Annotated in this window: 14 protein-coding genes; 11 read left to right on the top strand and 3 right to left on the bottom strand. The window is 63.3% G+C overall.

Going from position 1 to position 15585, the window contains the following annotated elements; all coding sequences use genetic code 11:
* Positions 1–192: 192 nt before the first annotated feature.
* Positions 193–666: a LapA family protein gene (locus tag ATF69_RS14325; protein ID WP_146871375.1), complete on the top strand. Its 474-nt coding sequence runs from the start codon at positions 193–195 to the stop codon at positions 664–666.
* A 164-nt stretch (positions 667–830) separates the two neighbouring features.
* Here the strand turns inward: ATF69_RS14325 and ATF69_RS14320 are convergent, their stop codons facing one another.
* A complete protein-coding gene (locus ATF69_RS14320; protein WP_056747133.1) occupies positions 831–1136 on the bottom strand; it encodes a c-type cytochrome in 306 nt (101 codons plus the stop codon).
* Positions 1137–1251: 115 nt separating this feature from the next.
* Here ATF69_RS14320 and ATF69_RS14315 point away from each other — a divergent pair, with 115 nt between their 5' ends.
* The 5 genes from ATF69_RS14315 (at position 1252) to ATF69_RS14295 (ending at position 5974) form a co-directional block, all read left to right on the top strand.
* Positions 1252–1494 carry a TIGR04438 family Trp-rich protein gene (locus ATF69_RS14315; RefSeq protein ID WP_100410999.1) on the top strand — a complete coding sequence of 81 codons (243 nt, stop codon included), beginning with the start codon at positions 1252–1254 and terminating at the stop codon, positions 1492–1494.
* A 532-nt stretch (positions 1495–2026) separates the two neighbouring features.
* Entirely contained in the window at positions 2027–3148 is a 1122-nt protein-coding gene (locus tag ATF69_RS14310) for a glycosyltransferase family 4 protein (RefSeq protein ID WP_146871374.1), read from the top strand.
* Positions 3149–3159: 11 nt separating this feature from the next.
* Positions 3160–3990, top strand: coding sequence for an ABC transporter permease (locus tag ATF69_RS14305; RefSeq protein WP_121942545.1), 831 nt, complete (start codon positions 3160–3162; stop codon positions 3988–3990).
* A 26-nt stretch (positions 3991–4016) separates the two neighbouring features.
* Entirely contained in the window at positions 4017–4778 is a 762-nt protein-coding gene (locus ATF69_RS14300) for an ABC transporter ATP-binding protein (protein ID WP_146871373.1), read from the top strand.
* Positions 4779–4807: 29 nt separating this feature from the next.
* Positions 4808–5974: a YncE family protein gene (locus tag ATF69_RS14295; protein WP_146871372.1), complete on the top strand. Its 1167-nt coding sequence runs from the start codon at positions 4808–4810 to the stop codon at positions 5972–5974.
* 110 nt (positions 5975–6084) lie between these two features.
* Here the strand turns inward: ATF69_RS14295 and ilvD (ATF69_RS14290) are convergent, their stop codons facing one another.
* Positions 6085–7788, bottom strand: a complete 1704-nt coding sequence (ilvD, locus tag ATF69_RS14290; RefSeq protein ID WP_146871371.1) for a dihydroxy-acid dehydratase — start codon at positions 7786–7788, stop codon at positions 6085–6087.
* A 246-nt stretch (positions 7789–8034) separates the two neighbouring features.
* On the opposite strand from ilvD (ATF69_RS14290), the gene ilvD (ATF69_RS14285) reads away from it, so the two are divergent.
* Complete coding sequence (gene ilvD / locus ATF69_RS14285) at positions 8035–9894, top strand: dihydroxy-acid dehydratase (protein ID WP_146871370.1); 1860 nt, start codon at positions 8035–8037, stop codon at positions 9892–9894.
* A 258-nt stretch (positions 9895–10152) separates the two neighbouring features.
* Positions 10153–10980, top strand: a complete 828-nt coding sequence (gene lgt, locus ATF69_RS14280; protein ID WP_056064434.1) for a prolipoprotein diacylglyceryl transferase — start codon at positions 10153–10155, stop codon at positions 10978–10980.
* 83 nt (positions 10981–11063) lie between these two features.
* Here the strand turns inward: lgt and ATF69_RS14275 are convergent, their stop codons facing one another.
* Positions 11064–11981, bottom strand: a complete 918-nt coding sequence (locus ATF69_RS14275; protein WP_146871369.1) for a DMT family transporter — start codon at positions 11979–11981, stop codon at positions 11064–11066.
* A gap of 118 nt (positions 11982–12099) precedes the next feature.
* Here ATF69_RS14275 and ATF69_RS14270 point away from each other — a divergent pair, with 118 nt between their 5' ends.
* The 3 genes from ATF69_RS14270 (at position 12100) to ATF69_RS14260 (ending at position 15558) form a co-directional block, all read left to right on the top strand.
* Entirely contained in the window at positions 12100–13017 is a 918-nt protein-coding gene (locus ATF69_RS14270; protein WP_146871368.1) for a LysR family transcriptional regulator, read from the top strand.
* 376 nt (positions 13018–13393) lie between these two features.
* A complete protein-coding gene (locus ATF69_RS14265; protein WP_056064427.1) occupies positions 13394–14062 on the top strand; it encodes a GntR family transcriptional regulator in 669 nt (222 codons plus the stop codon).
* A complete protein-coding gene (locus ATF69_RS14260; protein ID WP_116747442.1) occupies positions 14059–15558 on the top strand; it encodes a malonyl-CoA decarboxylase in 1500 nt (499 codons plus the stop codon). Before ATF69_RS14265 ends, ATF69_RS14260 begins: the two co-directional genes overlap by 4 nt.
* The last annotated feature ends 27 nt before the right edge of the window (positions 15559–15585 follow it).

The following is a 15585-nucleotide window of genomic DNA, read 5'->3' as shown; positions in this document are numbered from 1 at the left end:
CACAAAACTCGTTGATCACCCCGGTACGTGATCGAAGCAGCGGGCCCGCTCACCCGGCGGGCCTGCAGCGCGCGTTGTAGGACGTGATCTCCAATCAGTCCTGCGCCGGCAGCAATTGCCCGTGTATGCGTTACAACGGCAGCATGGCGTGACCGGCCACCCTGGCCGGGCGCTGCTGACCGGAGATTTCCCATGCACTTGCGTTCCATCGTTTTGCTGTTGACGGTGCTGGTGATTGCCGCACTGGCTGCATTGAACTGGCCTGCGCTGGCCGCCCCTTCCCTGGTATCGCTGGGGGTGGTGTCATTTGAAGCGCCGCTCGGATTGCTCATGCTGGCGCTTACCGCCGTGTTGGGCATCTTCTTCGTGGCCTACGTGTTGTCGCTGCAGGGCTCGGTACTGCTCGAAACCCGCCGCCACACCAAAGAGATGCAGGCCCAGCGCGAGCTGGCTGACAAGGCCGAGGCGTCCCGCTTCACGGAGCTGCGTACATTCCTTGAAATCCAGCACAGTCAGGCCCATGCGGCGGTTCTGGCGCGGCTGGACCACCTGGAGGCCCGCCTCGCCGCGCGCGCCGAGGAGTCTGACAACACCACGGCGGCCTATGTGGGTCAGTTGGAGCAGCAGCTGCGCTCCCGCAATTCGCTGGTGACCCCCATCGTGTAGGGCCTATCCTGTGGGTGATGTCCTGGAAGGCGCAGGTACTGTCTGCGCACTCAGAGGGGCGCGGGCGTCGTCCGCAGGCATAAAAAAAGCCGCATCACTGATCGTGCGCGGCTTTTTGCTGGGGCCGGGACGGTAGAACCCGCGGCCACCACAAGGGCGGCAAATTACTTTTGCGTCAGCACCCAGGCCGCCAGCTTCTTCGCTTCGGCGTCACTCACTTGCGCATTGGCGGGCATGGGTACTGGGCCCCACACGCCAGAGCCACCCTTGACGATCTTGGCAGCCAGCTTGTCCACGGCGTCCTTCTGGCCAGCGTATTTGGCTGCCACGTCCTTGTAGGCCGGCCCCACCAGTTTCTTGTCCACTGCGTGGCAAGCCATGCAGTTCTTGGAGGTGGCCAAGGCCAAGTCGGCCATCGCGGGTGCCGCAACCGACAGCGTCAAGGCGAGTGTGATCAGGGAACGCTTCATGGTGGGAATTCCTGTGGTTGAGTTACAGTGCTTTTAATGCGATTGTAGTGACTTGGGTTGACACGCAGTTGTCCCTGGTCAATCCCGCTTTTCGCGGCATTCTTTGGAGAGAGCGATGTATCTGCTGGGTCTGTCCCTTCTCATGCTGGCACTGAAATATTTCGAGATCGGCCCCGTGGCCACGTGGTCGTGGTGGTGGGTGCTGGCGCCTTTCGCGGCTACAGCGCTGTGGTGGGCCTGGGCTGATTCCACCGGCTACACCAAGCGCAAGGCCATGGAAAAGATGGATCAGCGCAAGAAGGACCGCATCAACAAGAACAAGGAAGCACTGGGCATTCAGCCGCGCAAACCGCGTTGAAGCCGTCACGCCTTGGCAGCAGTTTTCCGTGGGGTTCACCGCCAAGGGCGATTTAACCTTCGTCCATCGTTAGCTAGTCAGTCGGCTGTTGTCCAGTTAGCGAATGTTCGCCGTTCTTTACTGGCTTGTCGAACGCTCGACAATCTCGCGTCGCTAGCGTGAGTGTTACTCTTTGCTGGGGGCTGGGTTAGCGTCAGGCAATTGTGAATCACACATGGGTCTGCAATTGACCTGCAGCATCTGCGAGGTGGTTAGATAGCCTGGAGTCTCTCCTCTGAGTATCCAGGTATCAGCGATCCTTCGCCGAGCGAAATTCCTTGGACAAACTAGAGCGGTGAGGCTATTGGCGCTGGTGCGCTCTTCGCGGCGCAGGCCGCGTATCCGTCTGATCTTTTGCGTATTCCTTGAAGGCTTGAAAAGGAGTATCTGACCAGATAAAGCACATGGAAAAAAATCGACCTGTGGCGCTTCGTCTCACTGTGAACCGTAGTCGTATGCGGTTTGTTCTGTTGGGGTTAAGAAAGAGAGTCTGATGAAGGTTGCTTTTGGTGTAAGCGTATTGGCGCGATGTATGCAGCAGGGTGGGGTAGACGGGATTGGTACCTACACCCGCGAATTGATGGCTGCTATGCCTCAATCTGCCCAACTGACGCCCTATCTTTTCGATCTTCCTGAAAGCAGCTGGACTGGCGTAACGGCTCCGCTGTCCTTTGGTTCGTTTCGTTACCAAGCGCTGGCTGCCATGTTGCCGTGGATGGACTTTGCCCACGCACGCCGTGCGGTGGGTACTGGTGTGGATCTGATACATGCCACAGACCATCTCGTCCCTCGTTTGCGAGGTGTACCCACGGTAGCCACGATTTTCGATGCCATACCGCTGTCCCATCCGGAATGGGTGCGATACCGTTTGAAGAGCTTAAAGAACGAACTGTGGCGGCGGACTGCGTTATGGGCGCAGCATGTCATCACCATATCCGACTATTCCCGACAAGAAATTGCGACCCACTTTCGCATTCCGGAGGAGCGAATCACTGCAATCCCGTTGGGCGTGGGGGCTCAATGGCTGAAGCCTGTTGATGCTGCCCAGGGGGCTGCTGTGCGGGCTCGGCATTCGCTACCAGAAAGCTATTTGGTGAGTGTGGGCACGTTGCAGCCGCGCAAGAATATCGGACGACTCTTGTCTGCCCACGCCAGCCTCCCGGAGCACGTGCAGAGGGCGTGTCCACTGATCGTCGTCGGCAAACCCGGCTGGGGGTGTGAGGACGTCGTGGGACGCCTTTCCAGCGGACAGCTGAAGCATGTTAGATGGCTGGGGCATCTGCCAGACACCGAGCTTCAGGTAGTCATAAAGCGTGCGACGGCGTTGGTGTTTCCGTCATTGCATGAAGGATTTGGATTGCCAGTGCTGGAGGCCTTCGCAGCAGGCGTGCCTGTGGTGGCTTCCAATACAACCTCCATTCCGGAAGTCGCAGGTGATGCGGCGCTCCTGGTCGACCCACTTCGTATCGATGAGCTATCAGACGCGATGTGCCGAATTATTGAAGATTCTGCACTAGCAGGCCAATTGCGGGCTCGCGGGCGTGACAGGGTGCGTGGATTTACCTGGCAAGCGTGCGCTCAAAAGACTCTGCAGGTCTATGAGTCGATGATTTAAGTTTTTCTGTGATGACAAAACACACTACTACACCTAACGTATCTACGCGCCAGCGACAGATTCAACTGCTTGGGCGAGATGTCTGGAATGCCATGTTGGCGTGGCGCTTTTGGTGTTTCATGGGCTGGAATGATGTTGCCAAGCAGTATCGGCGGACGTTTCTGGGGCCAGTGTGGATTACGTTCAATACGGCCCTCTTCATCGTGGCATTCGGCTTGATTGGCGCGCAGCTTTTCAAGTATCCGGCTGACTGGTACCTGCCATATTTCTGTGCGGGGCATGTGCTGTTCGGGTATTTCAGCGCCCTGATCAATGAAGGCGCTCTAACGTACATCGCGTCGGATGCCTTCCTGAAGCAGACGCCCTACCCGAAGATGGCCTTTGTCTTTCGCACCGTGTTCCGATGCACCATCTTGATGCTGCACAGTGCAGTGATTGTGCTTGCAGTGTTGTTGTGGGCGGGACGCTTGGGGGACGTGCAGTGGGGAGCATTGCTGGGAGCCTCCTTGATGACTCTGCTGGCAGCCACTTTCACCGTCGCCATCCTTGGGGGATTGGCGGCTCGTTTTCGTGATGTGACGGTGGCGCTCGGCAGCCTGATGCAGGTGAGCTTTTTTGTGACACCTGTTCTGTGGGTGCCCGACCAGCTGACTGAGCGCGCACAGTGGGTGGTGCATCTCAACCCTTTGGCGCTGTTTCTGGAGCTGATGCGTAGCCCCCTCATGGGATCCGTCCCAAGTCCCAGCAGCTGGGGCGCCGCGTTGGGGGTGATTCTGCTGCTGGCCTTGATTTTCTTCTGGCAATACGTGGCGATCCGTCGGCGGATTGTGTACTGGTTGTAATCCCCGTTCCCTTGCAGCATCCAAATATGGCCCATATCCAGTTGACTGGCGTATCGATTGATTTTCCCGTGTTCACCGCAAGGTCTCGGGGGTCGCTAAACACGGTGCTGGGGCTGCCCCGGCGCGAGAAGGCGCGCGTGGAATCCAGTGGTTTGCGACAGGTCAGTGTGCATGCGCTGCGCGACGTGAATCTGTCTCTGCGACCTGGCGACCGTGTCGGCCTGATCGGATCCAATGGCGCTGGCAAGACCACGCTGCTGCGCGTCCTATCCGGTGTCTACGAGCCCATGCAAGGCGAACTGAATTTCGGTGGCAGAGTGGCAGCCCTAACCGACATCATGCTGGGCATGGATGTCGACGCCACCGGCTACGACAACATCATCATGCGGGGCATCGTCATGGGGCTGACGCGCAGGCAGGCCATGGATCTCATCCCTTCAGTAGAGACGTTCACCCAACTTGGAGAACATCTGCAGTTGCCTGTGAGAACGTACTCCCAGGGCATGCTCTTGCGGTTGGCATTTGCTGTGTCCACCAGCGTCGTTCCCGATATTTTGCTGATGGATGAAATGATTGGTGCCGGTGACGCACAATTTTTCAGCCAGGCCAAGGAGCGCATCAATGGCCTGATTGAGCAGGTTTCCATCCTGGTGCTGGCGTCCCACAACGAGGTCATTCTCAAGAGCTTCTGCAATCGCGCATTGGTCATGAAGGATGGACGCATCGTGATGGACGGGCCCGTGGATGAAGCCCTGGCTTTTCATAACCAGCAGCAAGGAGTGCTGTAGTGAGAGTAGCATGTACGGGCCCTCAAGAATTGCTCGATGCCGTGCTGTCGATGGGGCGAACCGAAGATGTGAGCTGGTCGCCCGATGGACGCCGCTTGGTACTTGCTGCAATCACTCTGGATCGTTTGCTTGTCGTGGGGCTGGACTGTCAGCTCGAGAGTGGTCGGCAGGTGGTTTGTCTGACGGATGCGGTGGAGATATCCTCCACCAGTCTTAGACGCCCCCACGGCGTTTGCTGGGTGGGCAATAGTGTCATCGCAGTAGCCAGCCGAGAGGGCAATGTTTCACTATTCAAAGTGCCTGAGGCAGATGGCCTGACCTCGGCATGCGACCTTCGGCCGGTGGCGGTGATCGGTAAGCGTGAGACAGAACTCCTCAGCACTCCTGGAAGCTTGTGCGTACGTGATCTGGGCGCGGACCTACACGAACTTTGGGTATGCAACGGCTTTTCCCATTACGTAACCCATCATCTGCTGGATGCCGCGAGCGGCTTTGCCCATCTGGACGCCCAACAGCTCATGCACAAGGGGCTGGAGTTGCCGGACGGGATAGCGTTAGACGCCAATGGGGAGTGGGTGGCCGTCAGCAATCACGATCATCACGCAGTAGCGCTCTACCGCAATGACGAGTTTCTTGATCCCGGCAAGGAGCCGGCAGTGCAACTCGGTGGAGTCCACTATCCCCATGGCCTGTGCTTTGTTGCGGGCGGTCGCATCTTGCTTGTTGCGGACGCGGGAGCTCCCACCGTGGCGGTGTTCTACCGTGCTGCGCCGGGGTGGCAGGATTTGCCGGAACCGCACCGTTCGATACGAGTGCTGGACGACGCAGTGTTTCAGCAAGGCCATCACAACCCCCGCGAAGGTGGTCCCAAAGGCATTGATGTGCACGAGCCCTGGGGCTTGATGGTCGTCACCTGCGCGGAGCAGCCGCTGGCCTTTTTCGATATTGGCGAGATCGTAGACGGCGCGCGGGGGCAGGGGCATGAAAACGCCTGTGATTCGACGCCTGCAGACCGGATGCGCGTCAACACGCTTCGGCTGGTGCGCGATGTCACCGCGCGCGAGGCCGCGGTGACTGCTGCCGTCCGAAAAGAGGTGGAGCTGATGCGTATGAGCTGGTCGTGGCGTCTGACTGCACCATTGCGGATGGTGACTGACCAATGGATTCGGTGGCGATCCAAGCAGCACCCAATTTAAAGGGAGCTCCAGCCCCGGCTGCAGTCAGACGCGGGTCAGGGCGCAGCCGATTCCTCGCTGGGGCAGAACAGGCCGCTGCGTCGCAGGCCTTCAGTCTTTTGCCTCGGCAATCAATAGGCGTCCAGCACCGCTCCCTTGCTGGCGCTGGATGCGTTGAACGCAAACTTGGCCTGCACACCACGGGTATAGCGTGGGGACGGGGCGGTCCAGGCGGCGCGGCGCTTGGCGATTTCTGCCTCGGGCACGTTCAGCTCCAGCAGCAGCCGGCGTGCGTCGATGGTGATGCTGTCGCCTTCGTTGACGAAAGCAATCGTGCCTCCGGCTGCGGCCTCGGGCGCCACGTGGCCGACCACCATGCCCCAGGTGCCGCCGGAGAAGCGGCCATCGGTAATCAGGCCCACGCTCTCACCCAAGCCGGCGCCGATCAGCGCACCGGTGGGTGCCAGCATTTCTGGCATGCCGGGGCCGCCCTTGGGGCCCAGGTACCGCAGCACCATCACGTCACCGGCCTTGATCTTGCCCGCCAGGATGGCTTCCAGTGCCGATTGTTCGTCGTCAAACACGCGGGCCGGGCCGGTGATGACGGGGTTCTTCAGACCCGTGATCTTCGCCACCGCGCCTTCGGGGCTCAGGTTGCCCTTGAGGATGGCCAGGTGGCCTTGCGCGTACATAGGCTTGTCGATAGGACGAATCACGCCCTGGTCGGCGCGGGGCTCGTCCGGCACGTCCTTCAGCACCTCGGCAATCGTCTTGCCTTCGATGGTGAGGCAGTCGCCATGCAGCAGGCCCGCATTGAGCAAGATCTTCATGACCTGAGGGATGCCCCCTGCGCGGTGCAGATCCACCGCCAGGTACTTGCCGCTGGGCTTGAGGTCGCACAACACAGGCGTCTTCACGCGCACGCGCTCGAAGTCGTCGATGCTCCACTCCACGCCTGCCGCGTGGGCAATCGCCAGGAAGTGCAGCACCGCGTTGGTCGAGCCGCCCGTGGCCATGATCACAGCCACGGCATTCTCGATGGATTTGCGGGTCACGATGTCGCGCGGCTTGATGTCCTTCTTGATGGCCTCGATCAGCACCTTGGCCGACTCCTTGGCCGAGTTCATCTTCTCGTCGTGCGGGTTGGCCATGGTGGATGAATAGGGCAGGCTGATGCCCAGGGCCTCGAACGCGCTGCTCATGGTGTTGGCGGTGTACATGCCGCCACACGAGCCCGTGCCCGGGATGGCGCGTTTCTCGATTTCTTTCAGGTCAAAGTCGCTGAGCTTGCCCGCAGCGTTCTCGCCCACGGCCTCGAACACGCTCACGATGTTCAGGTCCTTGCCCTGGTAATGGCCGGGCAGGATGGTGCCGCCGTAGACATAGATGGCGGGCACGTTGGCGCGCAGCATGCCCATCAGGCCGCCGGGCATGTTCTTGTCGCAGCCGCCCACCACCAGCACGCCATCCATCCACTGGCCGCCCACGCAGGTTTCGATGCAGTCGCTGATGACCTCGCGGCTCACCAGGCTGTACTTCATGCCTTCGGTGCCCATGGCCATGCCGTCCGAGATTGTGGGCGTGCCGAACACCTGGGCGTTGCCGCCCGCTTCTTCGATTCCGGCAATCGCCGCGTCGGCCAGCTTCTGCAGGCCGCTGTTGCAAGGGGTGATGGTGCTGTGGCCGTTGGCCACGCCCACCATGGGTTTCACGAAGTCGCCTTCCTCGTAGCCCATGGCGTAGTACATGGAGCGGTTGGGTGCGCGCGACTTGCCCTGGGTGATGTTGGCGCTGCGGCGGTTGATGGGTGCGGAGGGCTTGCTGGAGTCGGTCATCGTGGGGCGTCCTGGTCTCGGGGTTGGGGGCTGGAGCGGAATGGGTCATTCTGCCAGCGCCGTCGCAGCGCGTGGGGGCTGCCCCCGCAATCCCCAACGCCACCGCCCCGGGCGGGCCGGTGGGGCTGGGCGATAATTGACAGGTTTGCCCCCGGCACGGCTCAAGAGGTTGTCTGCACGGGCGCGCGAGGGGCCTTTATGAGTCCGGCCCGCTTCCCTTCCAGCGATTTATCAGAAGCCAGCACGATGCCCATCTACCGTTCCAAAACCTCCACCGCCGGTCGCAACATGGCAGGCGCGCGTTCCCTGTGGCGCGCCACCGGCATGAAAGACGATGACTTCAGCAAGCCGATCATCGCGGTGGTCAATTCGTTCACCCAGTTCGTGCCCGGCCACGTGCACCTGAAGGACCTGGGCCAGCTGGTGGCCCGCGAGATCGAAGCCGCTGGGGGCGTGGCCAAGGAGTTCAACACCATTGCCGTGGACGACGGCATCGCCATGGGCCACGACGGCATGCTGTACTCGCTGCCCAGCCGCGACATCATTGCCGACTCGGTCGAATACATGGTCAACGCGCACTGCGCCGATGCCATGGTCTGCATTTCCAACTGCGACAAGATCACCCCCGGCATGCTGATGGCCGCCATGCGCCTGAACATCCCGGTGATCTTCGTTTCGGGTGGCCCCATGGAAGCGGGCAAGACCCGCCTGGCCAACCCGGTCACCAAGGTCATGGAGTTCAAGAAGCTCGACCTGGTGGACGCGATGGTGATTGCCGCCGACACCAACTACTCCGACGCCGATGTGGCCGAGGTCGAGCGCTCGGCCTGCCCCACCTGCGGTTCGTGCTCGGGCATGTTCACCGCCAACTCCATGAACTGCCTGACCGAGGCGCTGGGCCTGTCGCTGCCCGGCAACGGCACGGTGGTGGCCACCCACGCCGACCGCGAGCAGCTCTTCAAGCGCGCAGGCCGCCGCATCGTGGACCTGGCCAAGCAGTACTACGAGCTGGACGACGAACGCGTGCTGCCCCGCTCGGTGGGCTTCAAGGCGTTTGAAAACGCCATGACGCTGGACATTGCCATGGGCGGCTCCACCAACACCATCCTGCACCTGCTGGCGATTGCCAAAGAGGCCGAGATCCCCTTCACCATGGCCGACATCGACCGCCTTTCGCGCGTGGTGCCGCAGCTGTGCAAGGTGGCGCCCAACACCAACAAGTACCACATCGAAGACGTGCACCGCGCAGGCGGCATCATGGCCATCCTGGGCGAGCTGGACCGTGCGGGCAAGCTGCACACCGATGTGCCCACCGTGCACACCGCCACACTGAAGGAGGCGCTGGACCAGTGGGACATCGTGCGCACGCAGGACGACGCCGTGCGCACCTTCTACATGGCGGGCCCCGCAGGCATCCCCACCCAGGTGGCGTTCAGCCAGAACACGCGCTGGCCCAGCCTGGACCTGGACCGCGCCGAGGGCTGCATCCGCTCGTACGACCACGCCTTCAGCAAAGAGGGCGGCCTGGCCGTGCTGACCGGCAACATTGCGGTGGACGGCTGCGTGGTCAAGTCGGCCGGTGTGGACGAAAGCATCCTGGTGTTTGAGGGTACGGCCCATGTCACCGAGTCGCAGGACGAGGCCGTGGCCAACATCCTGGCCGACAAGGTCAAGGCCGGTGACGTGGTCATCGTGCGTTATGAAGGCCCCAAGGGCGGCCCCGGCATGCAGGAAATGCTCTACCCCACCAGCTACATCAAGTCCAAGGGCCTGGGCAAGGCCTGCGCGCTGCTGACGGACGGGCGCTTCTCGGGCGGCACCTCGGGCCTGTCGATTGGCCACTGCTCGCCGGAAGCCGCTGCGGGCGGCGCCATCGGACTGGTGCAGAACGGTGACCGCATCCGCATCGACATCCCCAACCGCACGATCAACGTGCTGGTGAGCGATGAAGAGCTGGCCCGCCGCCGCGAAGCACAGAACGCCAAGGGCTGGAAGCCTGCGCAGCCTCGCCCGCGCAAGGTGTCGGCCGCGCTCAAGGCCTATGCCAAGCTGGTGATGTCTGCCGACAAGGGCGCCGTGCGCGATTTGTCGCTGCTGGACGACTGACGAGTTGCTTTGCAGGGCCAGGAGCCCTGCCGCCGCACCGAAGCCGCGCCTGGAGGGCGCGGCTTTTTTGTTTTTTGCTCCACTTTTGATAGCTGTCGGCACATGACGGACTAGCGCTTGCTCGGCTTTTTTCTCAGAAACGTGGTGTATAGTTCCAGCGGATCGCCCTGGCGCGGCTGCGGTCGCCCGGTGGTCCTGCCCGGGGCAGGCGACCCTGCGTGCGGGGTCATCGCCAGCGCGGGCACAATACCCGCCACCATGTTGACCTATCCCCACATCGACCCCGTCGCCCTGCAGATCGGCCCGCTGGCTGTGCACTGGTATGGCCTGACCTATCTTGCGGCCTTTGGCCTGTTCATGTTGCTGGGCATCCGGCGCCTGCGGCACCCGCCCTTTGCCTCCATCACGGGGCCTGGTGCCTGGACGCGCAAGGATGTGGAAGACATCCTCTTTCTGGGGGTGGCTGGCGTGGTCATTGGCGGGCGGCTGGGCTACTGCCTGTTCTACAAGCCGGGCTACTACCTGAGCCACCCGCTGGAAATTTTTGCCGTGTGGCAGGGCGGCATGGCCTTCCATGGCGGGCTGCTGGGTGTGGTGGTTTCGATGCTGTGGTTTGCCCATTCGCGCCAACGCCCCTGGCTGCAGGTGGCCGACTTTGTGGCGCCCTGCGTGCCCACGGGGTTGGCGGCAGGGCGTGTGGGTAACTTCATCAACGGCGAGCTGTGGGGCCGCTTTGCCAGCCCTGATCTGCCCTGGGGCATGGTGTTTGCGCACAGCGGCTCCATGCAGCCGCGCCACCCTTCGCAGGTCTACCAGTTCCTGATGGAAGGGTTGTTGCTGTTCATCCTGCTGTGGTTGTATGCGCGCAAGGAGCGTCGCCCCGGCCAGGTGGCGGCCGCTTTCCTGTTCGGCTACGGCGTGTTCCGCTTCATTGCCGAATATTTCCGCGAGCCCGACGCCTTCCTGGGCATCCTGTCGCTGGGCATGAGCATGGGACAGTGGCTGTGTGTGCCCATGATCGTGGGTGGCGCAGCGATGTGGCTGTGGGCGCAGCGGCAGCCGGTGGGGGCGTTGGTTTCAAGGTAAAAACGGGCGATAGCGCCGGTGTTTAATTTCCAAGCAGCTATCAAATTGGTAGTGATTGGATGGAGTGGCGGGAAAGCAGGCGATCAACGCTGTGCATCCCCCCGCCGCGCCATCGTCCACAGGGCGGCGCCCACGATGAGCGCACCGCCCACCCAGCCCGTAACGCTGAGCTGCTCCCCCAGCCAGAACACCGCAAACAGCGCGCCAAAGGCGGGCTCGCTGCTGGTCAGCAAGCCCACCCGCGTGGGTGAGCTGTGGCGCAGTGCCCAGTTCTGGGCCACAAAGGCAAACACCGTGCAGCCTGCCACCAGGTAAATGCAGGCCCACCAGAAAGCGCTGGCTTGGGTGAGCGACGGCAGCGGGGGCAGCTTGCCCGGCAAAGCCAGCGCCAGCACCAGGCAGCCCACCCCGATCACGCCCGACTGCACCGCTGTGAGGGCCAGCACGGGCGCGTTGCGGCGACGGGTGAGCCGCGTGGTCTGGCACACGGTGATGGCACGCAGCACGGCGGCCGCCAGCATCAGGGCGTCGCCCCAACCCCATTGGCCGGTGTACCCCCCGCTGAGCAGGGCTGCGCCGAGCAGCGAGACGGCGGCAAAACCAAACATCGCACGCTCGGGCCGCTGGCGCAGCAGCCACCACTCGGCAAACGGTGTGAACACCACGCACAGGCTGATCAAAAACGCGGCATTGCTGGCCTGCGTGAGCGCCAGGCCAAAGGTCTCGCACAGAAAGATGCCCAGCATCAGCCCACCCAGCGGCAGGCCGGCCACCAACGCATCGCGCCGCTCGGGCGCAGTGGCGCGCAGCAGGGCCGGGAGCAGCACCACAAAGGTCAGGAGGAAGCGCACGGCCAAAAAACCCAGCACCGGGTAGAACACCAGGGCCCCCTTGGCCACGCCATAGCTGGTGCCCCACACCACGGCGACCAGCAGCAAGGCCAGGTCAGAAAGGCGCGGGGCCAGCGGGGAAGGGGCGGACAGGGGCAGGGTGTGTGACATGGGACGCAGATTGGGGGGGAGGCTGTGGGGCGCCGCGCGTGGCGGCGATGGGCTGGGGAAATTATCAATTTGCGTCCATGCATTGATAATCGCTGCCAAAGAACTGCACTTGTTCCCCATGCGCATCAATCAACCCCTGGACAGCCTCCCCGACATGGCGGTGTTTGCGCGTGTGGTGGATGCGGGCAGCTTCTCGGCCGCCGCGCGGCAGCTGGGCATCACCCCGTCGGCGGTCAGCCGCCAGGTGGCTCGGCTGGAAGGGGCGCTGCGCGTGCGCCTGCTGGAGCGCACCACCCGCAAGCTGCGGCTGACCGATGCAGGCACGGCGGTCTACAGCCGCTGCCAGGACATGGTGTCTGCCGCGCGCGAGGTGTGGGCGCTGAGCGACACCCACTCTGCCGCGCCATCGGGGATGGTGCGCATGAGCATGGCCAAGGCGGTGGGGCGCCAACTCGTTCACCCCCTGGTGCTGCCGTTTTTGCAGAAATACCCCGAGGTCGATGTGCAACTGCTCATCACCGACCGCACGGTGGACCTGTTCGAGGAACCCATCGACCTGGCCCTGCGCGTGACCGACACGCCACCCCCGGGCCTGGCCGGGCGGCCGCTGGCGACCCTGCGCCACCTGGCCTGCGCCAGCCCGCATTACCTGGCTGAGCGGGGCCACCCCCAGCACCCGCGCGACCTGGAGCACCACGCCTGCATCACACTGGGCGAGGACGAGCGCGACCGGCACTGGCGCTTCGAGCGCGCAGGCGAATCCGCCACGGTGGCCGTGCGCGGGCGCTATGTGGCCAACCACAGCGAGGTGCGACTGGAGGCTGCGCTGAGCCACCTGGGCATTGCCAGCCTGCCGGGCTTTACTGCGCGCGCTGCGTTGGCGCGGGGTGATCTGGTGACCGTGTTGCCCGATTGGGAGCACAAGACCTCGTACGCGGGCACGGCCTGGGTGCTGTACCCGTCCCACCGGTTTCTGCCCGCCAAGCTGCGGGTGTGGATCGACCACCTGGTGGAAGGTTTTGCGGGCGTGGAGTGAAGCGGGGGAGGGGCGCGAGGGCGGGGCGACCGTGCGGTGGGCGCAGCGGGTGTTGCGCCCTCGGCAGCTCATCTGGCCCGGGGCTGATCACCCAACGACGGTGTCTTGGGTCCAGCAGCAAAGTTCGCCACCCTTGCTGCTATTTGGCACGCAGCGTTGCGCAACCACCGCAGTCGCCGTCTTTTGTGTAACCAAAGCCTGCAAATCAGGGTTTACACCTTGTCATTTTGCGTAATTATGAGAAATTACACACATGGCGAGGCAATCGCCTCTGTTGTCAGCTGTTAATGGTGTGTTGCAGGCAATCGGCCTGCGCCGTGCTTCTGCCGCTGACAGCCGATGCCTCGCGGGTTGGTGCCCTGGAGCCTTGTTTTACATGCGTCCTGTCCCGAATTCACTGCACGACGAAGTCGCCTCCCGGCTGCGGGAGCAGATTTTTGCGGGCGCCTTGCCGCCCGGCAGCTTTCTGGACGAAGCTGCCTTGTGCGAGCGGCTGGAGATCTCGCGCACCCCGCTGCGCGAAGCGCTCAAGGTGCTGGTGGCCGAGGGGCTGCTGCGCCATGAGCCGCGCCGGGGTTGTTTTGTGGCCGAGGTCACCGAGAGCGATCTGGACAACATCTTTCCCGTCATCGCGTTGCTGGAGGGGCGTGCCGCACACGAGGCCACGCGCAAGGCCGTGGCGGCCGACATTGCCGCGCTGGAGCTGCTGCACGAGCGCCTGCAACAGTGCGCGGCCGATGGGCGCATGACCGACTACTACGAAGCCAACTACGCCATCCACGAGGCCTTCATCACGCTGGCGGACAACCGCTGGCTGGCCCAGGTGATTGGCGACCTGCGCAAGATCCTGCGGCTGGCACGCCACAAGACGCTGCATGCCCCCGGGCGCATGCAGCAAAGCCTGGCAGAGCATCTGGCCGTGTTTGCCGCGCTCAAGGCGCGCGACTGCGACGCGGCCGAGGAGGCCATGCGCACCCATCTGTTGCGCCAGCGCGATGCGCTGCGCGATGTAGCCCGCAACCAGCAATCGAGGTTGACCCCATGATCAACAGCACTCCCGAATGGATCACCCGCAGCGTGTCACGCCTGCGCACTGCCGCGCCTGCCGCCGACAAGGCGGGGGACAAGACCGCCGACAAGTCTGCCAAGGCCTCACTCGACAAAACCGTGACCGATGTGGTCGCCAAGGTCGCGGTGCCGCGTTCTACCAACGAGCGTCTGCAGGCCACCCTGCGGCGCGGCCAGGAGGCGTTGTCGCCCCGCGCATTGCGCCGTCTGCTGGCCGACCTGCAGGAGGTGGTGGCGCCCCAGGTGAGCGAGATCGAAGGCGGCCGCCGCGCCCAGGCCGTGGCCGACTGGTATGCGAAGGCCGAGCCCGAGGAAAGGCGCGACATGTGGCTGCTGATGTGCGAGCAGTTCGCACCGGATGCCACGCGCTTCAAGTCGGCCCGCCAGCGTTACGAAGCGGCGGCGGGCACGGCCGAAGAAGGGCAGGCCGAGATCAGCCTGCGCCGTGCGCTGGTATCGCCCCGCACGCGGCTGCTGCAGCGGTTTTCGGCGTTCCCCGAGGGCATGCGTTTTCTCGTGGACATGCGCGCAGAAATCCTGCCGCTGCTCAAGGCCGACAAGCGCCTGCTGCCGCTCGATGCCGAGCTGGAGCACCTGTTTTCGACCTGGTTCGACGTGGCCTTTCTGGAGCTGCGCCGGCTGTCGTGGGACTCGCCCGCCTCGCTGCTCGAAAAGCTCATCAAGTATGAGGCCGTGCACGACATCCGCAGCTGGGCCGACCTGAAGAACCGCCTGGACAGCGACCGCCGCTGCTATGGCTTCTTCCATCCACGCCTGCCCAACGAGCCGCTGATCTTTGTGGAGGTGGCGCTGGTGGACAAGATCTCGTCCAGCATCACGCCGCTGCTGGACGAGGCCGCTGCGCCCGTGGACATCACACGGGCCACCACGGCCATCTTCTATTCCATCAGCAACACGCAAACAGGCCTGCGCGGCGTGAGCTTTGGCGACTCGCTCATCAAGCATGTGGTGGAAACGCTCACGGCCGAGTTCCCGCGCCTGCGCACCTTCGCCACGCTGTCGCCCATTCCGGGTTTCCGCGCTTGGCTGGGCAAACATGCAGGGGCCATGCTGGACCGCCTGGACGACAAGCGCCGCAGCGAGCTGGGCCGCGCGGTGGGCTTCGAGCCGCCGCAGGCCACGCATTTGCTCGGGGCGGTGGACAAAGCGCTGGAGCTGGACGCCAAATCCCCCGTGCGCCAGATGCTGCTGGAATGCGCCGCGTACTATCTGGGCCGCGAGCTGCAAGAGGGCAAACCGGCAGACCCTGTGGCCCGCTTCCACCTGGGCAACGGCGCGCGGGTAGAGCGCCTGAACTGGGCGGGTGACCCGTCCAGCAAGGGGCAGAAACAATCGTACGGGCTCATGGTGAACTACCTGTACGACTTGAAGCGCATCGACAAGCATCGCAGCTTGCTTGCGCAGGGCAAGGTGCCAGTGTCGGGGGACATCGACAGCCTTTGCCGCGACTGACGGGGCGACCGGCAAGATGCCGGGCGG

Origin of the sequence: Acidovorax delafieldii (assembly GCF_007993815.1) — a bacterium.
Classification (GTDB): domain Bacteria; phylum Pseudomonadota; class Gammaproteobacteria; order Burkholderiales; family Burkholderiaceae_C; genus Acidovorax; species Acidovorax delafieldii.
The sequence above is the reverse complement of the archived record's forward strand: the minus strand, read 5'-3'. Positions and strand labels throughout refer to the sequence as shown.